This window comes from Aliiroseovarius sp. (assembly GCF_965228805.1).
Taxonomy (GTDB): domain Bacteria; phylum Pseudomonadota; class Alphaproteobacteria; order Rhodobacterales; family Rhodobacteraceae; genus JASBTN01.
This window is the reverse complement of record NZ_CBDDIE010000003.1, coordinates 2,855,796-2,876,630: the sequence shown is the minus strand read 5'-3', so window position 1 is coordinate 2,876,630 and position 20,835 is coordinate 2,855,796. Positions and strand designations below refer to the sequence as shown.

General features: G+C 62.3%; 19 protein-coding genes. 10 read left to right on the top strand and 9 right to left on the bottom strand.

The annotated features are described in order from the left end of the window. The first annotated feature begins 85 nt into the window (after positions 1-85). The 3 genes from ACO07D_RS15110 to ACO07D_RS15100 all read left to right on the top strand — a co-directional run bounded on the left by ACO07D_RS15110 (position 86) and on the right by ACO07D_RS15100 (position 4,277). Entirely contained in the window at positions 86-739 is a 654-nt protein-coding gene (locus ACO07D_RS15110; protein WP_421703776.1) for a GntR family transcriptional regulator, read from the top strand. 511 nt (positions 740-1,250) lie between these two features. Next, positions 1,251-3,134, top strand: coding sequence for an SLC13 family permease (locus ACO07D_RS15105; RefSeq protein ID WP_421703775.1), 1,884 nt, complete (start codon positions 1,251-1,253; stop codon positions 3,132-3,134). Between the two features lie 324 nt (positions 3,135-3,458). After that, on the top strand, positions 3,459-4,277 hold the full coding sequence (locus ACO07D_RS15100) for a DUF2189 domain-containing protein (protein WP_421703774.1): 819 nt from the start codon (positions 3,459-3,461) through the stop codon (positions 4,275-4,277). Positions 4,278-4,321: 44 nt separating this feature from the next. Here ACO07D_RS15100 and ACO07D_RS15095 read toward each other — a convergent pair whose 3' ends face one another. Beyond that, positions 4,322-4,891 (bottom strand): cupin domain-containing protein, encoded by a 570-nt coding sequence (locus ACO07D_RS15095; RefSeq protein ID WP_421703773.1) that lies wholly within the window; start codon positions 4,889-4,891, stop codon positions 4,322-4,324. A gap of 134 nt (positions 4,892-5,025) precedes the next feature. On the opposite strand from ACO07D_RS15095, the gene ACO07D_RS15090 reads away from it, so the two are divergent. The 6 genes from ACO07D_RS15090 (at position 5,026) to ACO07D_RS15065 (ending at position 12,105) form a co-directional block, all read left to right on the top strand. After that, entirely contained in the window at positions 5,026-6,342 is a 1,317-nt protein-coding gene (locus ACO07D_RS15090; RefSeq protein ID WP_421703772.1) for an aspartate aminotransferase family protein, read from the top strand. A gap of 29 nt (positions 6,343-6,371) precedes the next feature. After that, on the top strand, positions 6,372-7,883 hold the full coding sequence (locus ACO07D_RS15085) for a CoA-acylating methylmalonate-semialdehyde dehydrogenase (protein WP_421703771.1): 1,512 nt from the start codon (positions 6,372-6,374) through the stop codon (positions 7,881-7,883). Positions 7,884-7,908: 25 nt separating this feature from the next. Beyond that, a complete protein-coding gene (gene ald, locus ACO07D_RS15080) occupies positions 7,909-9,018 on the top strand; it encodes an alanine dehydrogenase (RefSeq protein ID WP_421703770.1) in 1,110 nt (369 codons plus the stop codon). Between the two features lie 63 nt (positions 9,019-9,081). Continuing rightward, positions 9,082-10,104, top strand: a complete 1,023-nt coding sequence (gene dctP / locus ACO07D_RS15075; RefSeq protein WP_421703769.1) for a TRAP transporter substrate-binding protein DctP — start codon at positions 9,082-9,084, stop codon at positions 10,102-10,104. A 52-nt stretch (positions 10,105-10,156) separates the two neighbouring features. Continuing rightward, positions 10,157-10,807 carry a TRAP transporter small permease gene (locus ACO07D_RS15070; RefSeq protein WP_421703768.1) on the top strand — a complete coding sequence of 217 codons (651 nt, stop codon included), beginning with the start codon at positions 10,157-10,159 and terminating at the stop codon, positions 10,805-10,807. Further along, positions 10,801-12,105, top strand: a complete 1,305-nt coding sequence (locus ACO07D_RS15065) for a TRAP transporter large permease (protein WP_421703767.1) — start codon at positions 10,801-10,803, stop codon at positions 12,103-12,105. Before ACO07D_RS15070 ends, ACO07D_RS15065 begins: the two co-directional genes overlap by 7 nt. A gap of 429 nt (positions 12,106-12,534) precedes the next feature. Here ACO07D_RS15065 and ACO07D_RS15060 read toward each other — a convergent pair whose 3' ends face one another. The 7 genes from ACO07D_RS15060 to ACO07D_RS15030 form a co-directional block, all read right to left on the bottom strand. Beyond that, complete coding sequence (locus ACO07D_RS15060) at positions 12,535-12,807, bottom strand: pyrroline-5-carboxylate reductase family protein (RefSeq protein WP_421703766.1); 273 nt, start codon at positions 12,805-12,807, stop codon at positions 12,535-12,537. Next, a complete protein-coding gene (locus ACO07D_RS15055) occupies positions 12,776-13,351 on the bottom strand; it encodes a pyrroline-5-carboxylate reductase family protein (protein ID WP_421703765.1) in 576 nt (191 codons plus the stop codon). Before ACO07D_RS15055 ends, ACO07D_RS15060 begins: the two co-directional genes overlap by 32 nt. After that, positions 13,348-14,292, bottom strand: a complete 945-nt coding sequence (locus ACO07D_RS15050) for an aminotransferase class IV (protein WP_421705039.1) — start codon at positions 14,290-14,292, stop codon at positions 13,348-13,350. The genes ACO07D_RS15055 and ACO07D_RS15050 overlap by 4 nt, the downstream gene beginning before the upstream one ends. Before the next feature lie 11 nt (positions 14,293-14,303). Beyond that, positions 14,304-15,056 (bottom strand): amino acid ABC transporter ATP-binding protein, encoded by a 753-nt coding sequence (locus ACO07D_RS15045; RefSeq protein WP_421703764.1) that lies wholly within the window; start codon positions 15,054-15,056, stop codon positions 14,304-14,306. A 10-nt stretch (positions 15,057-15,066) separates the two neighbouring features. Next, on the bottom strand, positions 15,067-16,137 hold the full coding sequence (locus tag ACO07D_RS15040; protein WP_421703763.1) for an amino acid ABC transporter permease: 1,071 nt from the start codon (positions 16,135-16,137) through the stop codon (positions 15,067-15,069). Positions 16,138-16,148: 11 nt separating this feature from the next. Further along, positions 16,149-17,318 carry an amino acid ABC transporter permease gene (locus ACO07D_RS15035; protein WP_421703762.1) on the bottom strand — a complete coding sequence of 390 codons (1,170 nt, stop codon included), beginning with the start codon at positions 17,316-17,318 and terminating at the stop codon, positions 16,149-16,151. Between the two features lie 72 nt (positions 17,319-17,390). Further along, positions 17,391-18,407 (bottom strand): transporter substrate-binding domain-containing protein, encoded by a 1,017-nt coding sequence (locus tag ACO07D_RS15030; RefSeq protein ID WP_421703761.1) that lies wholly within the window; start codon positions 18,405-18,407, stop codon positions 17,391-17,393. 154 nt (positions 18,408-18,561) lie between these two features. On the opposite strand from ACO07D_RS15030, the gene ACO07D_RS15025 reads away from it, so the two are divergent. Next, the gene (locus tag ACO07D_RS15025; RefSeq protein ID WP_421703760.1) at positions 18,562-19,299 is read left to right on the top strand and encodes a GntR family transcriptional regulator; all 738 of its coding nucleotides are present in this window, start codon (positions 18,562-18,564) and stop codon (positions 19,297-19,299) included. A gap of 341 nt (positions 19,300-19,640) precedes the next feature. On the opposite strand, the gene ACO07D_RS15020 is transcribed toward ACO07D_RS15025, so the two are convergent. After that, positions 19,641-20,810, bottom strand: a complete 1,170-nt coding sequence (locus ACO07D_RS15020) for an iron-containing alcohol dehydrogenase (RefSeq protein ID WP_421703759.1) — start codon at positions 20,808-20,810, stop codon at positions 19,641-19,643. Between the last annotated feature and the right edge of the window lie 25 nt (positions 20,811-20,835).

Here is a 20,835-nt window from a genome sequence, read left to right as displayed (position 1 = left end):
TGTTTTAGCTGATTTATTGAGTTATTGTAGGCATTGAGGGGAGGTGTTGCTTAAGATGGCAATCCAGAAAAAAACGGACAAAGGCATGAACAAGCAGCTCACCACCGTCGGGTCCAGCACCTATCAGCGGATCAAGCACGACATCATCTTTGGTGAGCTGACCCCCGGCGCCAAGCTGAAGCTGGAAGCGTTGAAGCAACGCTATTCGGCCAGTTCGTCGACGTTGCGCGAGACCCTGAACCGGCTGGCCAGCGAAGGGTTCGTCGAGTCCCCCGAACAACGCGGCTTCTTCGTCACCCCCGTTTCGCGCGAAGATCTGATCGAGATCGCCGAACTGCGCGTCCTGCTGGAATGCCATGCCCTGGAGGAGTCGATCGAAAACGGCGACACCGACTGGGAAGGCAATCTGGTCGCCGCCCACCACAAGCTGCACCTGATGGAACAGCGCATGCTGGCGGGTGATCACTCCGAAAAGGAGCTGTGGAAGCGCTATGACTGGGAGTTCCACCTGGCCATGATCGAGGCGTGCAACTCCAGGAACCTTCTGTCGCTGCACTCGACCCTCTATGACAAATACCTGCGCTACCAGATGCTGGTGTTGACCTATCGCGGCGAAGATGCGGTTCTGGAACACAAGGCCATGTTTGACGCGGCGCTGGCCCGTGATGCGGCGAAGGCCAAGCAGCTCCTGGAAGACCATATCCGCAACGGGCTAACGCATACGCTGGACGCGATGTGATTTGCCCCAAAGGCTTCCCGCAGCCTGTTTGAACAAAAGGCTGACTACTTGTCCCGCATAGCCGCTGTAAAAGGCTTCAGATTGCTGCAAGGTCCTTCAATGCCCGCTTAGGGGAACGTTGCGACGCAGCGTCCGCCGCCGAAGCGAACAGCGGCTTTGGGTCGGGAGTAAACTTGGACACTCTGGGCGAAAGCAGCCATTCGCCGCACGCCTGACCAACGTCTGAAACCTGGCTACTCGTAAGTATGGGTCAAATCATAGCCCGCTTCAGAAGGAAGCAAGGCCAGGCCAAACCCTCCCTCTATTGTGGAATCAAAATCAGTTGAGGTGACCTGCGTCGCTGATGGGAGGCCGCGGCTGAAACCATTCTTCGCACATCCGTGGGGGAGTTGGCGAGCTTAAGCGGGTCGAACGGCGCAAAAGAACCGAAGAAGGCTTGTCACAGGCGGAATGATCCGCCTGACTGGGGGAAAGGCCTGGGACTTTACGGGGCACGGACAGGGAGGATGTGATGGAGAACCTTATTTTTACCACCGAAATGGCCGCGGTCATGCTGGTTCTGGGGTTTACCATCTTCCTTTTCGTCTCCGAGGTCATACGCATCGACCTGGCAGCGATCCTGATCCTGGTTCTGCTGGGCATGCTCAGCTACCTGCCCGGCCTGTCGTCCCTGGCCAATGTGAACGAGCTGTTCAACGGTTTCGCCTCGAACGCGGTCATCTCGATCATTGCGGTGATGATCGTGGGGGCGGGATTGGACAAGACCGGGATCATGAACAAGGTGGCGGCCTGGATCCTGAAATACGGCGGCAGCACCGAACAGCGGGTGCTGCCGATTGTGTCCGGCACTGTGGGAACGATTTCGAGCTTCCTGCAAAACGTCGGCGCCGCGGCGCTGTTCCTGCCGGTGGTCAGCCGGATCTCCGTGCGCACCGGCATTCCGCTGGCGCGCCTGCTGATGCCGATGGGATTCTGTGCGATCCTGGGCGGGACCATGACGATGGTCGGCTCCTCCCCTCTGATCCTGTTGAATGACCTGATCGCCACGGCGAATGAGGGGCTGCCGACGGATCGGCAGATGGCGAATTTCGAACTGTTTTCCGTCACGCCCATCGGCCTGGCCCTGGTGGCGACCGGGATAATATATTTCCTGGTGCTGGGGCGTCTGGTGCTGCCCGGCAACAACGGCAAGGAGGACGGCACCCGCGGCCAGGGCATGTCGGATTACCTCAAGCGCGTCTACGGGCTGCGCGCTTCCGTGTTCGAGATCGACGTGCCCGCCGACAGCCCGCTGGTCGGGCAGATCCTGGCCGATATCAACCTGGAAAATCACCTTTACATCATCTCGACCTTCTACAAGGGCAAGGTGTCGATGGTGCAGGTGCTGACCGCGCCGATTGCCGCGCCCTGCCGCATCGGCGTGATCGGCAAGCGCACGGTGGTGCAGGAATTCGCGCAGAAGTTCGGCCTGACCATTCGCGGCGAGCTGGACGTGTTTTCCGAGGAATTCGCCGCCACCAACGCCGGGGTGGCCGAGGTGGTGATCCCGCCCGACAGCCGCCTGATCGGCAAATGCCCGCGTGAGCTCTTGTTGCGCAAGACCTACGGGCTGAGCCTGCTTGCCATTCATCGCGGTGAAGAGACGCTCAGCCATGTCGAGACCGAGGATCACGAGGCCACCGCCATCGGCCTGGTCAAGTTCCAGGCCGGCGACATGCTGGTCGCGCACACCAAGTGGGACAACCTGACAAGGCTGAAGTCCGACCGCGACCTGGTGATCGTTACCAGCGATTTCCCGCAGGAGGAGGTGCGCCCGCACAAGGTTGGCTGGGCGCTGTTCTTCTTCGCCATCTCGCTGTCCCTGATCCTGTTCAGCGACGTGCGCCTGTCGCTCTGCCTGATGACCGGGGCTGTGGGCATGTTGCTCAGCCGCGTGCTGAGCATCGACGAGGCCTATCGCGCGGTCGGCTGGAACACGGTGTTCCTGTTGGCCTCTCTGATCCCGCTGGGGCAAGCGGTGCAGTCGACCGGCACGGCGGAATGGATTGCCGCGCAGGTGCTGGCGGTGACGGACGGGTTGCCGGTGGTGGTCTTGCAGGTGGCAATCGCGATCCTGGCGACCGGATTCTCGCTGGTCATGTCCAATGTCGGCGCCACTGTGCTGCTGGTGCCTCTGGCCGTGTCCATCGCCAGCGCGGCCGGGGCGGACCCGGCGCTGTTCGCGCTGACCGTGGCGATCTCGACCTCGAACTCCTTCATCGTGCCGACCCACCAGGTCAATGCGCTGATCATGGGCCCCGCAGGCTATCAGGTGAAGGATTTCGTGCGCGCGGGCGGGGTGATGACCGTGCTGTTCCTGGTGGTCTCGATCACCATGCTGAACCTGGTGTTCTGAAGCCGAAAACCGACGGGATGAGTTTATCAGTTGGACCCGGGTTCGACCGTCGGCTTCGGGTTTACCATCGCTTTTTGAAGCGAATGAGCCATGCGCTTTATGCGTCGGCATACGCTTTACTCACCCATAAGAACCCGCCGGTTTGTTAGGCACGCAGGCTTAAGTCGCAATTATCAAGGCTCCAGCTTACCGGTCCGACTGGCGAGGGCTTGCCCCAGTACCCCACCATATGCAGACTTGTAGGCGGAGGAGGGATGTCTGTCTCAGAGTGACGTCTGTTTGCAGACGGACCAGCGCGCTGCCATGTTCAGGGAGGAGTGTGTCATGACATCCAAGACGAAAGACTCCACGCCACCGGATGATCTTACGCCACCGCCGTCGGTCATGCCCGAGGTCAACACGGTGACCGCGGGGGATATCACCGCGTCGCTGAAAGCCGGGCTTTCCGATTTTCTTGCCCGTCCTTTGATGAGCGGCTTCTTCGGCCTATTTTATGCGGTTTTCGGGATCCTGCTTGTCTGGAGCCTGGTCTGGCTCGGCAAGATCTGGATGATCATCCCCGCCATTGTCGGCTTTCCGCTGGTTGCCCCCTTCGCCGCCGCAGGGCTTTATGAGATGTCCCGTCGCTTGCAGAAGGGTCAGAGCTTCGGCTGGTCGGACATCCTGACCGTCATGGCACACCAACGCAAGCGCGAGATGGGTTGGATGGCCTTTGTCACCCTGTTCATATTCTGGGTGTGGATGTACCAGGTGCGGCTTTGGCTGGCGATCACCCTGCAGGATGCCTCCTTCTCGGATCTCGACGGGTTCCTGAACGCCGTTTTCTTCACACCGGAGGGCTGGACCTTCCTGGCCATTGGCACCTGCGCGGGCGCGTTTCTGTCGGCGGTCCTGTTCACGGTGACCGTCGTTGCCATGCCCCTGTTGCTCGACCGGGAAATCGACTTCGTTTCCGCCATGCTCACATCCATTCGCGTTGTCACCGAGAACCCGGTGGTCATGCTCATCTGGGCGGCGATCATCTCGGTCACCGTTCTGGTGTCGATGGTTCCGGCGTTTCTGGGTCTGATCTTCAGCCTGCCGATCCTGGGCCACACCACGTGGCACCTCTATCAGCGGGCCGTGTCCCCGGCGGAAGAGTGATCCATCCAGCCGTCTCCGTTTTATCATCTACTGGATGGTAGGGCTCAGAACGTCGGCGGTGTGCAGGCGCTCACCACCTTGCAGGGGGTATCGCCAATGTTGCGGAAGCGGTGCGGCAGGCGGCTGTCGAAGTAATAGGCATCCCCCGGCCCCAGAACGGTGGTCTCCCCGTCCACCGTGACTTCGAGGTGACCCGACAGGACCACCGCGCATTCCTCGCCTTCGTGAGACAGGTCGGAACGCCCGGAATCCGTGCCCGGGTCGTATTCCTCCAAAAGCATCTGGATTTTCCGGTTCTGGCGGTCCCCGGCAATAAGCCAATAGGACACCCCGGCAGAGCCGAGGTCGCGATGTTCATCCGCGCGGAAGAACACCTTCTCGGTTTCCTGAAGATCGAAGCTGAAGAAATATCCCAGACTCACATCGGCACCGTGCAGGATGCGTTTGAGCAAGGCCACCGACGGCTGGGTCGTGCCGCTTTCGATCAACGAAATCGTGCCACTGCCCACGCCTGACAGCTTGGCCAGTTTCCTCTGGCTCAGCCCCTTGGCGGTGCGAATCACGCGCAGGCGTTTCGCAGTCTCCAGATCCGGCTTTGTGCTTCCCCGCTTCATATCTAAAGCGCTTTACCATGCGGCATACGTGTTTTCAATGAGTTAGCGTTTCCGGAGAATACGGACTGACCCGCCAGGCCTGCTCATGCCAGTGTTTGTCATCACAATTCATCCCGCTCGGAGGAGGAGCCGCGATGCTGCAGACACCCAATAATCAGACGTCGTTCTGGATGCCCTTCACGGCCAATCGTGACTTCCATCAAAGCCCGCGAATGATCCAATCGGCCGAGGGGATGTACTATACCAGCACCGATGGGCGCCAGATCATGGACGCCACCGCCGGGCTGTGGTGTGTCAACGCGGGCCACCGCGATCCCTTGATCACCGCCGCGATCCAGGCCCAGGCGCATGAGCTGGACTATGCCCCGAGCTTCCAGTTCTCGCACCCGCAAGCCTTTGAACTTTCTTCGAAATTGACAAGCATTATGCCGCGTGGCCTGGATCATGTCTTCTACACGAACTCGGGTTCGGAGTCGGTCGATACCGCGCTGAAGATCGCGCTGCATTACCACCGGATGCGCGGCGACGGCGCGCGGACCCGGCTGATCGGCCGCGAGCGTGGCTATCACGGCACCGGGTTTGGCGGCATCTCGGTCGGCGGGATCGTGGGCAACCGCAAGCACTTCGGCACCCTGCTGACCGGCGTGGACCACCTGCGCCACACCCATGATCCCGCACGCAATGCCTTTTCGAAGGGCTGCCCGGAGCATGGTGAAGAGTTCGCTTTGGATCTGGAGCGCATCGTCGCCCTGCATGACGCCTCGACCATCGCGGCGGTGATCGTCGAGCCGATGGCCGGATCGACCGGTGTGCTGCTGCCGCCGGTCGGCTATCTGAAGAAACTGCGTGAGATCTGCGACCAGCACGGGATCCTTCTTATTTTCGACGAGGTCATCACCGCCTTCGGTCGCCTGGGCGCCGCCACCGCCGCCGAATACTTCGGCGTGACCCCCGACATCATCACCACGGCCAAGGGTCTGACCAACGGCGTGATCCCGATGGGCGCGGTCTTTGTGCACAACCGCATCTATGACAGCGCGATGCAGAATGCCGATGCGCCGATCGAGCTGTTCCACGGCTACACCTACTCGGCCAATCCGATTGCCTGTGCCGCGGCCCTGGCGGCGATGGAAAGCTATGAAAGCAACGATCTGTTCGGCCGCGCGGCACGCCTGTCCCCGCAGTGGGAGAAGCGCCTGCATGGGCTCGCTGGCCTGCCCAATGTGGTCGATCTGCGCAACCTGGGCCTGGTCGGCGCCATCGAGCTGGCCCCGCGCGACGGCGCCCCGGGCGCGCGCGCCATGGAGGCGATGAAACAGGCCTGGGAGGCGGGTGTGATGATCCGCGTCACCGGTGACATCATCGCGCTTTCGCCGCCCCTGATCATCTCGGAACAAGAGATCGACACGCTGTTCGATACTCTGACCGACATCTTGAAAAACCTGGCCTGACGGCCCTCCCAACCGCAAGGAACAGTTCCGTGAAAGACAATGCCCCGATCGCTTCGATCGGCCACTATATCTGTGGCCAAATTTCCTCCCCGGCCGAGGAAAGAACCCAAGCTGTTTTCAACCCCGCCACTGGCGCCCGGACCGGCGAGGTGTCGCTGGCCACGGTCGAGACGGTGAACACCGCCGTTGCCGCCGCCAAGGCCGCCTTCCCGGCCTGGTCGAACACCCCGCCGATCCGCCGGGCGCGGCTGATGAACAACTTCCTGGCTCTGGTGCGCCAGCACAAGGACGCCCTGGCCCGCGCCATCACCATCGAGCACGGCAAGGTGTTCACCGACGCCCAGGGCGAGGTCGAGCGCGGCATCGACATCATCGAATTTGCCTGCGGCATCCCGCAGCTGCTGAAGGGGGATTACACCGAACAGGTCTCGACCGGGATGGACAACTGGACCACCCGTCAGGCGCTGGGGGTTGTTGCCGGGATTACGCCCTTCAACTTCCCGGTCATGGTGCCGATGTGGATGTTCCCCATCGCCATCGCGGCGGGCAACACCTTCATCCTGAAGCCGTCACCGACCGATCCCTCGGCCTCGCTGATGTATGCCGGCCTGATGAAACAGGCGGGCTTCCCCGATGGCGTGTTCAACGTGGTGCAGGGCGACAAGGTGGCAGTGGATGCGTTGTTGGAAAACGAAGACGTCAAGGCCGTGTCCTTTGTCGGATCGACCCCGATTGCCAATTACATCTACGAGGTCGGCGCGCGGCATGGCAAACGGGTGCAGGCTTTGGGCGGTGCCAAGAACCACATGCTGGTCATGCCCGACGCCGACATGAACAAGACCGCCGATGCGCTGATCGGGGCCGCCTATGGCTCAGCTGGGGAACGGTGCATGGCGATCTCGGTCGCGCTGCTGGTGGGGGACGCGGCCAACAAGCTGATGCCGGTGCTGAAGGAACGCGCCGAAGCGCTGAAGATCAAGAACGGTCTGGAGCTTGATGCGGAGATGGGCCCGATCGTCACCGCCGCCGCGCGGGACCGGATCAAGGGGTATATCGACAGCGGTGTCGAAGAAGGTGCCGACCTGCTGGTTGATGGGCGCGACTACACGGTCGAGGGTCACGAGGGGGGCTTCTTCCTGGGCGGCACCCTGTTCGACAATGTCACCCCCGACATGAAGATCTATCGCGAAGAAATCTTCGGCCCGGTTCTGGCCTGCGTGCGCGTGGCGAACTTTGCCGAAGGTCTGCAACTGATCAACGACCACGAGTTCGGCAACGGCGTGTCGCTGTTCACCCGTGACGGCAATGTCGCGCGCGAGTTTGGCAAGCAGGTCCAGGTCGGCATGGTCGGCGTGAACGTCCCGATCCCGGTGCCGATGGCCTGGCACGGCTTCGGCGGCTGGAAGAAGAGCCTGTTTGGCGACATGCATGCCTATGGCGAAGAGGGCGTGCGTTTCTACACCAAGCAGAAATCCATCATGCAGCGCTGGCCCGAGAGCATCTCGGAAGGTGCTGAATTCGTCATGCCCACGGCGAAATGATCCCCCTAACAGAGGAGTGAAGACCATGTTCATTGGGGTTCCCAAGGAAATCAAGAACCACGAATACCGCGTCGGGCTCACCCCCGAAAGCGTGGCGGAGCTGGTGGCAAACGGCCACAACGTCCTGGTCGAAACCGGTGCCGGTGCGGGGATCGGGGCGGAGGACGATGCCTATCGCGCCGCCGGTGCGGAAATCGCTGAAACGGCGGCCGACATCTTTGCCAACGCCGAAATGATCGTGAAGGTAAAGGAGCCGCAGGCGGTGGAACGCGCCATGCTGCGCGAAGGTCAGATCCTCTATACCTATCTGCATCTCGCCCCCGATCCGGAGCAGACCAAGGATCTGGTCAACTCGGGCGCGGTCTGCATCGCCTATGAGACCGTGACCGATGATGCCGGCGGGTTGCCGCTGCTCAAGCCGATGAGCCAGGTCGCAGGACGCATGGCGGTTCAGGCCGGTGCCGGTGCCCTGGAAAAGGCGAAGGGCGGGCGCGGTGTGCTGCTAGGCGGTGTGCCCGGCGTGAAACCCGGCAAGGTCGTGGTCATCGGCGGCGGTGTCGTCGGGTTCAACGCGGCGCAGATGGCCGTGGGGCTGCACGCGGATGTGACCATCCTGGATCGCAGCCCGGCTGTTCTGGAAAAGCTGGAAAACCACTTCGAAGCCTCGGCCAAGGTGGTCTATTCCACCAAGGCCGCGCTGGAAGAAGAGGTCAGCAATGCCGACCTGGTGATCGGCGCGGTGCTGATCCCCGGCGCAGCGGCGCCCAAGCTGGTGACCCGCGAGCTGATCGGCAAGATGAAACCCGGCGCGGTGGTCGTGGACGTGGCGATCGACCAGGGCGGCTGTTTCGCGACCTCGAAGGCCACCACCCATGCCGAACCGACCTATGTGGTGGATGACGTGGTGCATTACTGCGTCGCCAACATGCCCGGCGCGGTCGCGCGCACCTCGACCTATGCGCTGAACAACGTGACCCTGCCGCACGCCCTGGCCATTGCCAACCACGGCTGGAAACAGGCGCTGGCCGACAACCGTCACCTGATGAACGGTCTGAACGTCGCCCATGGCAAGGTGACCTACAAGGCCGTGGCCGACGATCTCGGGTACGAGTTCGTGGCCCCCGAACTTTGCTGATCTGAGCAAAGCCCAACCTGTCGGCGCAATGCCGGCAGGCACAACCCCTAGGAGGAGACCATCATGTTCACCAAACTCAGCCGACGTGCCTTTGGCGCGTTGGGTGGCGCCGCCTTGCTTGCGGCCACCGCCCTGTCGACCCCGACCCCGGCCCTGGCCAAGGAGCGGTTCATTCTCGCCCATGCCATGGCCACCGACCACATCTTCCACGCCATGTCCGAGAAGTTCCAGGACACGCTGGGCGCCGACAGCAACTTCGGCATCGCCTATCACCCCGGCGGGGACCTGGGCGACTGGACCTCGCTGTTCGAACAATCCATGCAAGGCGTCGTGCCCATGTCGCTGACCTGGGGCGCCTCGGAATTCGATCAGCGCCTGGACCTGTCCTGGCTGGGCTACGTGGTGTCGAACTGGGAAGATGCCCGCAAGGTCTATGGCCCCGGCGGCGAGATGCTGGAGATCTACAACGACATCCTGCACGACATGGATCTGCACGCCATCGGCATCATCCCGACCGACTTCGGCTCGGTCGTGATCCGCAAGGGCGTGGGCGCCAAGCCGCTGAACCTGCCCGGCGAGGGCGGCAACCTCAAGATCCGCGTTCCCCCGGTGTCGATCGCCGTCGACCGGTTCAACAACCTGGGCTTCGGCGCCGTGCCGATCCCGCTGGCCGAGGTCTATACTGCGCTGCAACTGGGCACGGTGGACGCGCGGGCCTTCTCGACCGCGGTCGAGACCTACAACCTGCGCGACGTGCTGGAAACCAACATCCTGACCAATGACTATTTCGAAACTGCCTTCTGGCTGGTGAACAAGTCCTGGTGGGTAGGCCTGTCGGACGAGGACCGCGCCACCCTTCAGGCCGCCGCGGACGAAACCGTCCTGTGGTCCTGGGATGAAGCCGAAAGCAAGTCCAACGAGTTCCTGCAGAAAGCGCGCGACGAGGGCATCGAGGTCATCGAACTGACCGACGAACAGATCGCCGCCGCCGCGAAGATCGTCCATGAAACCGAATGGCCGATGATGGAGGAGATCGTCGGCCCCGAGATCATGGCGAAGCTGAAAGCCGCTGCTGGCATCCAATGACACGACGACGTGGGCCCGCCTTGGCGGGCCCCGTTTGATTTGGGAGGAAACCATGGACCGACATTCTAAACAGCATCCACATGGCCCCGTAGAGCCGGGTGCGTCCTTCATCTACGACCCCGAAGTTACCGTCATCGAACCGCCCGAGCACATCACCGCCATCCCGGAAGGCGACGTGTCCGCAAGCTATGCCACCTTTCTGAAGCTCGAAAACGCCTATGCCTGGACCCTGTCGAACGGGCTCGCCCTCTTCAGCATCGCCCTGGCGGTCCTGATGTTCGTTCAGGTCATCCTGCGCTACGGCTTCAACTCGCCTTTCGTGGGGATCGAGGAAATGGCGCTTCTGTTCGGGGCCTGGGTCTATTTCCCGGCCATGGCCTATGTGACGCGCCAGGGGGAACATATCCACGGTGGCATCCTGACTCTGGTGGTCAAGAACCGCACCGCCGTGCAGACCGTGCGCCTGATCATGACGGTGCTGAGCATCCTGGCCTGCGCCGTCTTCGGCTATTTCGCGCTGAAATACGCCTTCTTCGAAATCGAGAAAGGGCGCCTGAGCTCCTACCTGCGCTGGCCCAAGGGCATCTGGTCCTTCTCGCTGGTCATCGGGTTTGGCGGCACCTTCCTGGCCCTGCTCATGCAGGCGCTAAACCAATACATCGACATTCAGAAACTGCGCAAAGGAGATACCCCGCAATGCTGATCTTTGCCTTTGCCATTGCCCTGATCGTGGTGCTTCTGCTGCTGGAAATGCCGATTGCCTTCGCCTTCGGCATCGGGGCGCTCGTCTTCGGGATCGGAACCGGGTCGAACATCTCGTTCCTGATCCCCTATGCCTATCAGACCACCACCAGCTTCGCCCTGCTGGCCCTGCCGCTGTTCGTGCTGGCGGGCACCATCATGGCCGAGGGCGGCATATCGAACCGCCTGCTCGACTTCGTCAACGCCTTCGTCGGGCGCATCAAGGGCGGCTTGGGGGCCGTGACCATCGTGACCTGCGCGCTCTTCGGCGCCATCTCGGGTTCGTCCTCGGCGGCAATTGCCGCGATCGGCCAGATCATGATCCCGCGCATGGTGCGCGAGGGCTATCCGGTCGGACATGCGACCGCGCTGGTGGCCTGTTCGTCGGTCCTGGCGCTGATGATCCCCCCGTCGATCCCGATGATCGTCTTTGCCGTCACCGGCGGACTTTCGGTCGGCGCGGCCTTCCTGTCGACCGTGATCCCCGGCGTTCTGCTGGCCGTGCTCTACGTGGTGCTGAACTTCGTCTTCCTGCGCAACAATCAGGACATCAAGGTCGAAGAGAAACTGCCGATGAAGGAGGTGACCCTGCGCATCGGCCGCTCCGGCCGCGAAGCCTTCTGGGCGTTGCTCATGCCGATCATCATCCTCGGCGCGATCTACGGCGGCATCGCCACCCCGACCGAGGCCGCCGCCATCGCCCTGGTCTACGCGACCGTCGTCGGCTTCTTCATCTACCGCAGCCTGAGCCTGCGCGCCTTCTGGAACGGCACCAAATGGGCGGCAGTGACCACCGGCTCGATCATCACCGTCCTGTTCTTCCTGTTCATGATGAGCCGCTCGATGGTGCTGCAACAGGTGCCCGGGCAGATCGCCGACCTGCTTCTGAACCTGTCCGAGAACCGCATCCTTCTGCTGCTGCTGATCAACCTCGTGCTGCTCTTGATGGGCATGATCGTCGACGACATCTCGGGCAGCGTGCTGGCAGCGGTCGTGCTGCTGCCGGTGGTGACCGAGCTGGGCGTGCACCCGATCCACTTTGCCGCCATCGTCGGCACCAACCTGGGGCTGGGCAACGTCTCGCCGCCCTGTGCACCGATGCTCTACATGGCCGCCGGGGTCAGCAAGATCACCTTGGAAAAGTACATCGGCATCACGCTGAAGTTCCTGTGCCTGGGACACCTGCCCATGGTGCTGATCGTCACTTTTCTGCCGGACCTGTCGCTTTTCCTCCCCAGGATGCTCATGGGCATTCAGTGACAACTGCGTCTGACAGCTGTGTCACGCCGGATCAATCCACGGACACCGGCGTGACACACACTTCAGCTCGAAACAGGTGCGCCACCCCGCGCTTGGGTGTCCCACACACGCCACGCCAGAAGTCACCGAACCGACCATTCGCCGCGTGTGTGAAACTGTCGGCCTGACAACCAACGGCTGCGCGGGACGAAGCGGGCTTTGCCCGCTAAGCAGATGCTGACCATAATGGGCGGATTGCATACCCCCAACGACCGAACCATTTCTTGTCAGGATGTCGGGCACCGGCGCGCACAGCCGCCACGAGGATCTGGTGATAACCGCGGCAATGGATGGAAATACGGCGCAAGCACACGCGCAAACCTAGAGTTACTGCCGAACGGCCCCAGATCAAACTGCCTGGCTGTGGCCGGACAGGCAAAGGCCTGAGGCTCACCCCTCTGCCAATTCGCGACTGCGTGCTGCGGCAGCCGCAACCGTCTGCGCCACCAAGGCTTCAATCCCCGCATCGCTGCGTATCAGTACCTCCAACCCCGCCGCCGTGGTGCCATTTGGCGAGGTCACCTGGGTACGCAACGCGGTCGGAGTAGCGCCGTCTTCTGCCATCAATCTCCCTGCCCCCGCAATCGTGGCAACGGCCAGCCGGCTGGCAATCTCATGGGACAAACCCAGTTCACGGCCTGCTGCAATCATCGCCTCGGCCATGGCGAAAACATAAGCCGGGCCCCGAGCCGGACAAGCCTGTGACCGCATGCATCTGGTCTTCGTCCTCCAACAGGACCGTGTCCCCAACAGCGCCCATCAGCGCTTGCACCTGAGCCAATTGACCGGCTGCCACCTGCGCGTTGGCGACCAGCGCGGTGATCCCCGCGCCAACCGCAGCGGGCGTGTTGGGCATGGCACGCACCACGGGGGTATTGGCCCCCAACATGGTTTCGAAGACTGAAATCGGCGTCCCCGCCGCGATGGACAGAAACAGCGTCGGGCCATTGCCATACTCCGCCATGTCGGGCAGCGCCTGTGCCATGATCTGCGGCTTTGTCGCGATGACGGCAATGTCGGGCGGGGTTTGCGGCAAGGCGTTCAGGCAGAGGCCCTGCCCGGTCAGTTCGATCAGCCACTCGGGCGGGCGTGGGTCCATCACGGTCACGCGATCGGCGGGCAGCCCTTCGGCCAACCACCCTCGCAACAGGGCACCCCCCATCTTGCCGCAGCCCAGCAGAAGAAGCTCCCCTGCCCCTGCGATCATCCCCGTGTCACCTTCTGATCCGCGACGTTCTGCGCCACGAGGTCCTTGTAGAGAGCCCGCAAGCGCAAGGTCATGGGGCCCGCGCCCTCATGGCGCCCGATCTTCTTGCCGTCGATCTCCGCAACGGGTGTCTGCGCTCCGAAGGTGCCGGTCAGGAAGGCCTCGTCGGCGCCGTAGGCCTCGTAGAGCGAATAATTCTTCTCGCGCACGGGGATATCGGTTGCGCGACATAGGTCGATCACCTTCTGCCGGGTGACCCCATTCATGCAGTAGTCACCTGTCGAGGTCCAAACCTCACCCCGGCGCACGATGAAGAAGTTGCAGGCATTGGTGGTGTTCACGAACCCGTTCGGGTCCAGCATCAAGGCCTCATCCGCCCCCGCCTGTTCGGCCTGCAAACAGCCTATGATGCAGTTCAGCTTGGAATGGCTGTTGTATTTCGCATCCTGACTCATCGGCAGACCGCGCACCTGGGGCACGGTGGCCAGGCGAATGCCCTGGGCCTGCAGGCTGTCGGCGGGCTTGGAATGCTCGATAATGGCGACAATGGTGGGCCCGAACCGCGACAAGCCCGGGTGCTGGAACGGCTTGGCTTTGCGCCCGCGGGTGATCATCAGCCGGCAATGAGCGTCACCGGTCATGCCATTGGCGGTCGCCGTGTCATCAAGGATCTTGCGGATGTCTTCCGGCCCCTTGTCGATGTCGATCGACACCGATTTCAGCGAGTTGAACAGCCGGTCCATGTGCTCGTCAAAGAAGGCCCATTCGCCATCGTAGAGCCGCAGCCCCTCCCACATGCCATCCCCCAGCATGAACCCGCTGTCAAAGACCGACACCACGGCCTCGTGCTTCGGCACCAGCTGTCCGTTCACATGGATCAGCACATTGTCATTGCGGTCGTCGGCCTGGGCGTCGTGGGTCGAGTGGCTGAGCTCGGTCATAGCTGTGTCTTTCATCTTTCGTGACCAATCACCTGATCGAGGAAGGCGCGCGTGCGCTCCTGCTGCGGGTTGTCGAAGAACTGCGTCGGCGGGGCCTGTTCGATGATCTCGCCATCGGCCATGAAAATGACCCGATCGGCGACCTGGCGGGCAAAGCCCATCTCATGGGTGACGCAGATCATTGTCATCCCCTCATTCGCAAGGCTGACCATCACGTCCAACACCTCCGAGATCATCTCGGGGTCCAGAGCAGAGGTCGGTTCGTCGAACAGCATGATTTCGGGGCGCATACACAGGGCCCGGGCGATGGCCACGCGCTGCTGCTGGCCGCCAGACAGCTGGCCGGGATACTTGTCCGCCTGCTCGGGGATCTTCACCTTGGTCAGATACTCCATCGCGATCGCCTCGGCCTCGGCGCGCGGCTGTTTGCGTACCAGGATCGGGGCCAGTGTGCAGTTTTCCAGGATCGTCATGTGCGGGAACAGGTTGAAATGCTGGAACACCATGCCGGTCTCGCGGCGGATCTCGTCGATGTGCTCCAGGTTGTCATCCAGTTCGGTGCCCAACACGTTGATCGAGCCGCCGTGGTAATCCTCGAGCTTGTTCATGCAGCGGATCAGGGTGGACTTGCCCGACCCGGACGGGCCGCAGATCACGATGCGTTCGCCCCGGGCAACGGTGAGGTTGATGTTCTTCAGCGCGTGGAACGCGCCATAGAACTTGTCCATGTCGGTGATGCGCACGGCGGTATCTTGGTCGGTCATCTCAGGTTCCTCAACGGGTGGCGACGCTCAGACGGCGTTCCAGGTAGGCGCCATAGCGCGACAGGGCGAAGACGAAGGTGAAATAGATCAGGGCAACGAAGCAGTAGACCTCGACATGGGCGAAGTTCCACTCGGCCGTGCCATAGGCCGCGTTGCCCGAGGCCAGAACTTCGAAAAAGCCGATGATCACGACCAACGAGGTCTCCTTGAAGGTGATCACGAACTGATTGATCGTCGGCGGCAGGGCGTTGCGGAAGGCCTGGGGCAACACGATATAGCCAATCCGGTGCCAGTAGTTCATGCCAAGCGCCTTGGCGGCTTCCTCCTGCCCGGATGGCAGCGCCTGCATGCCGCCACGGATGATCTCGGCCTGGTAGCAGGCAAAGAACAGGGCATAGCCGACGATCACGCGATACAGCTTGTCGCCCACCGCCCAATCCGGCAGCACGAAGGGCAGCACGATGGCGAAAGTGAACATGATCGACAGCAGCGGCAGCGAACGGATCGTATCGATCACCAATGCCATGGTGCCCGCGATCCAGGGTAGGTCTAATCGGCGCAACAGGGCAAAGACGATGGCCAAGGGCATGCCCAGCAGGATCACGGTGGCGAAGATGAAGATGGTCAGCGACAGCCCGCCCCAGTTCTGTTCCGAGATCTCGCTCAACCCGAAATAGCCGCCGCGCATCAGCACATAGAAAATGGTGAACCCCGCGACCCAAAGCATCGAGATGCGTTTGGCATTCCAGAACCAGGGCACACAGGACAGTGCGCCGGTCAGCACCATGAACAGGCAGGCGATGGCGGATCGCCATTGCTCTTCAAACGGGTAGAGGCCGAACAGGATCAGCCGCCAGCGCGCATCTATGACCGCCCAGCAGGCCCCACCGGTGCCATGGCCGCAGTGCTCGCGGTCCGCGGCTGAGAAGGTGCCGTTCAACAGCCCCCAGTCCACCAGCCCCCAGAGGATCCAGACCACCAGAGCGCCGAAACCGATGGTCATCGCCGCATCCAGCCGGGTCGAGAAAAAGCGGGCCCTCAGGGACTCGAGGAAGGTCGGTTGGTGATAGGTTTTTGCCATGGTCCCCTCCGTCACGTGCGCAGCTGCGTGCCCTTGAGCTTGATCGCGTCATTCACACGGTTCAGCACCCAGGCCATGGAGTAGTTGATGGCCAGGAACCCGCCCATCAGGATGGCGATCAGTTCCAGCGTCTGGCCCGATTGGTTGATCGCGGTGGAGATCACGAAGAAGAAGTCGACAAAACCGATGGCAATGCCGATCGTGGTGGATTTGAACAGCCAGACATACTGGTTGATCAGCGTGGGCAGCACCGCGCGAATGGCCAGCGGCAGGCGGATGCGGCTGAAGATCTGCCATTGCGTAAGGCCAAGCGCATAGCCGGCCTCGTACTGCCCCTTGCCGACCGCGTTGAACCCGGCCCGCACGATCTCGCCGATATAGGCCGCGCCGTAGATCGAGATGGCGACGATACAGGCCAGTAGCTCAGGCGAGATGCGAATGCCTTCGCGGAAGTTGAGCCCCTTGAGATAGGGAAGGTTGGTCAGCGGCGTCTCCGGGATGCGGCCGATCCACAGGCAAAGGATCACCAGCGCCAGAACCGCCAGCCAGAGGGCGCGCACCAGGCCGCGCTTGCGGTCCTCTCCGGTGCCCGCAAAGCGGCGGCCGGTCTTCAGCCACAGCCAGAGGCCAAGGGCCAGCAGGACAACGCAGGCGGCCACGAAGACCGACCCGCCGGTCACGTTCAGCCCGGGCAGGTAGATGCCCCGCCCCGTGATGAAGGCCACGCCCCCCAGGTCGATGGCCTGTTTCGGCTTGGGCAGCGAAGTCAGGATCGCGTACCAGAAGAACAGCTGCAAAAGCAGCGGGATATTGCGGAAAAGCTCGACAAAGGTCACGCCGATCAGGCCCGCCATCTCGTTGCCCGACACCCGCATGATCCCAATCACCGTGCCCAGCACGGTGGCAATTGTCAGCGAGATCGCGCCCAGGAACAGAGAGTTCAACAGGCCGACCCAGATCACCTTGAGATAGGTGTCCGTGGTGGAGAAGTCGATCAGCGAGAAGTTGACGTCCCAGCCCGTGGCCCGGTTCAGAAAGCCGAAGCCCGAGGTCAGACCCTGCGCGTCGAGATTGATGCGCGCCGTCACCGTGAACAGGATGACCAGGCCGACGAGGGTTCCGACAAACCCGGCCTGAAGGACCTTGTCACGGACCGTCTTTTTTCTGAGCAACGTCATCATCCAATCAACACCCCGCGTTTCTGGGTTGGGAAAAGGGGCCGGTTCCGGTCAGAATCCCGGCCCCGGTGGGGATCAGTCCACCATCAGCGGATAGAAGACGCCGCCATTGGTGTAGAGGTGGTTCATCGCCCGCGGCAGACCATAGGGCTCGCCCACGTTGCGGTCGAAGACCTCGGCGTAGTTGCCGATCTCCTTGATCAGGTTGTAGGCCCAGTCATCGGACAGGCCCAGACGCTCGCCATAGCCCGGGGTCACGCCCAGGAACTTTCCGATCTGCGCCGATGGCGGGTTGGCGCGGATCTCGTCGACATTGGCCTGGGTGATGCCGTTCAGCTCGGCAAACCACAGCGAGCTGACCATCCAGTTCTGTACATCCAGCCATTTCGGATCGCCCTCGGGCACAATGATCCCTTCGGGCTCCAGTGCGATCACATCGGGCAGGATCACGTGGGCTTCGGGGTTGCCGGACTTGGCCCGGGCCGCCGCCAGCGGCGGCGCCAGCAGGGTCAACCCGTCACACCGACCGTTGAAATAGGCGCTGCGCACCTCGTCACCGCTTTCGAACACGATCAACTCGGCCTCGATGCCCAGCTTCTCGATATAGGCGGCCAGGAAGCGCTCGGTCGAGGTGCCCGCCGAGACGCAGATCGAACCGCCGTCCAGGTCCGCAACGGATTCGGCGCCCAGGTCCGCATTCACCATGACGTGGAAGGAAGCCACGAAATAGGGGCGCGAATAGGCCAGGTTCAGCTCGGTGTCGCGGCTTTGGCTCCAGCCCGACAGCTTGATGATCACGTCCACGTCACCCGATTGCAGCGCGGGCCAGCGCTGTGCCCAGCTGATCGGCACGATTTCCAGGTTGCCGTCCGCCTGACCGAACAGCGAGGCCGCCAGCCCGCGGCACAGGTCGATGTCCAGGCCCTTCCAGTTGCCCTGATCATCCACCTCGGCAAACCCCAGGTAGCTGCCGTTATGGCCACTGCAAAGCAGCTTGCCGCGCTCCTTCACCGTGTCCAGTCTGCTTTCGGCAGAGGCCGACCCCGCTGTCAGCAAAGCGGCCATCGCAAGGCCAAGCATTTTGAGTTTCATGTCAGGTCTCCTCCGTGGTTCCCGAGTTCTCGCTCGGATTGGTCGACACTTTGTCGACGTGATAGGTGGCAGAAAATTAGTCGACAGTTCGTCGACAGGTCAGTATATTTCGAAGATGTCAGCCTTCGCATATGAAACTTTCGCGGGAGACGTCATGGCATCCGAGACAGCGACCACGGCAAAAAAGAAAAACAAACCAACGGCAAAGCCCGCTCGGGGTGGTGGCGGCAGACATGTCTACGAGACGTTGAAGCGAGAGATCCTGGAACTTGAACTGTCCCCGGGAACCCCCCTGGATGAAGCCGCCCTGGCCGACAGGTTCTCGATGTCACGCTCTCCGATTCGCGAGGCCCTGGTGCGATTGTCTGCGGAAAGCATGGTCGAAATGCTGTCCAACCGGACCACGATCGTGACGCCGATCAACCTGATGGAATTCCCCCGATACGTCGAAGCCCTGGACCTGCTGCAACGCTTCACGACCCGGCTCGCCGCCCGCCACCGAACCGATGACGATCTGCTTGTCATGCAAGACTGCGCCCGCGCCTACGACGAGGCCTGCGCGCGCGAGGCACATCTGGATATGTCCGCGACCAACAAAGCCTTCCACATGGCCGTCGCCAGAGCGGGACGGAACCCCTACCTGACAGAGTCCTACGGTCGCCTGCTGGATGAAGGGCGCCGGATTCTGCACATGCATTTCGAATTCACGAAGAACTCGATCCGCGGAAGGGCCCTGGGGCCAGAGCATTTCACAATGATCGAAGCCATCGAAAAACAGGATGTCGATGCCGCCGACCGGTTGGCGCATGAGCACTCGGCGCTATTTCATGATCGGTTCTTCGAGTTCCTGCAAGCGAGGTACGACTCCGACTTTCGCCTGGAGCTCAGCTAGCCGATACCCGTACGCCCACGCGGAGCCCGGTTCGATGTAATCAGCTTTCGCCCCCGCAGCGGCAATCCCGTCCCCGACGGCCAGTTCGAACACTCATCAAGCATTCTGACAGGATTTGCAGGCATTGGCCGAATAACTGGTGAGCCTCCACGATCGACTGATCCACAGTCACGTTTCGGAGGGGTATGACCCGCGAAGGAGCAACCGAGAGGGCGTCTCGGAGCCGAGGCAGTCGGACGTGCTGACGGGGCAAGCCCTGCCCCGTCAGGATGTGATCCGGTTAATCGGCAGATTCTGCGATGCTGAACCGGCCTGCCCATGCATAGGGTTCACCGGCCGCGCTAAGTGGCCTCACCGGCAATGGGAAGGCGCATCATCATGCTGGCCATCTCGTCCAGATCAGCATCCCCAACACTGCAGGCCGCATTCTGCGACATACCGTGATTGGCGGGGGTCTTCATTTCCGCCGCAAGCGCCGCAGCGGTCACACCGGTGCATTCGGCGGGCAGCTGCGCGGGAATTTGACAGGCGCGCATCAAGTTCGCGAACACCTCGGGCAGAGCCTCGGCCCGGGCAGGACCACCCAGGGCCTCGGCGGCGCGCGCATAGTTTTCGGCGCCTTCCGCGCGGCTGACCAACCAGGGCAAGCTCACCTCAAGGCCCAGCCCGGTGGCAAGACCATGATGCACCCGGGCCAATGATCCGAGCGCATGGCTGATATTATGCCCCATATGCGTGTTGCAGCTGTGTAGGGCCAGACCAGCAACCATGCTGCCCCAAAGCACCCGCCCGCGCAGCTCGATGTCGGCACCGTCCGCGACAACACGCGGCAAGGCGTCGGACAGGATGCGCAGCGCTTCCAGGCCATATAGCAGGCCCGCGGGGCTGGTCGTGGCTGCGGTTGACCCTTCCAGAGCATGGGCCACCGCATCGATCCCGGTCCAGGCGGTCAGGTGCGGCGGCAGGCTGAGCGTCAGCTCCGGGTCAAGCACGGCTTGCGCGAACATCAGTTCTTCGCCCCAGTACCAGGATTTCGAGCCTTCCGGCGTGGAGACCACCGAGGTGCGTGTGACCTCGGATCCGGTTCCGGCGGTTGTCGGGATGGCGATCGCGGGCAGGCCCTGCGCCGGAAGCGGCCGGGCAGCCAGCGCAAAGTCGCGCGCGGGTTGGTTACAGGTCGCAATCGCTGCGACCAGCTTGGCCGCGTCCATTGCAGCACCGCCGCCCAGGCCGATGATGCATTTGGCCCCGACAGACCGGGCGTGTGCACACAGGGCATCGACCAGCGTTTCCTTTGGCTCCCCCGCGACGTCGGCGGCGATGTCAAAGGGCACCCCTTCGGCGGCCAACTGGTCGGCAAGGCGTTGCGTGACGCCAAGTTCGGCCAAGATTGCATCTGCAATGATCAGCACCGGCCCACCGCCAAGCCCTGCGACAAGAGCAGGCACCTTCGCAATCCGACCGGCCCCGAAAGTCACCGGCGGAACGCGCCCCATGTTGAATGTCTGCACTGATTCCTCCTCAAGTTCCCGCAAC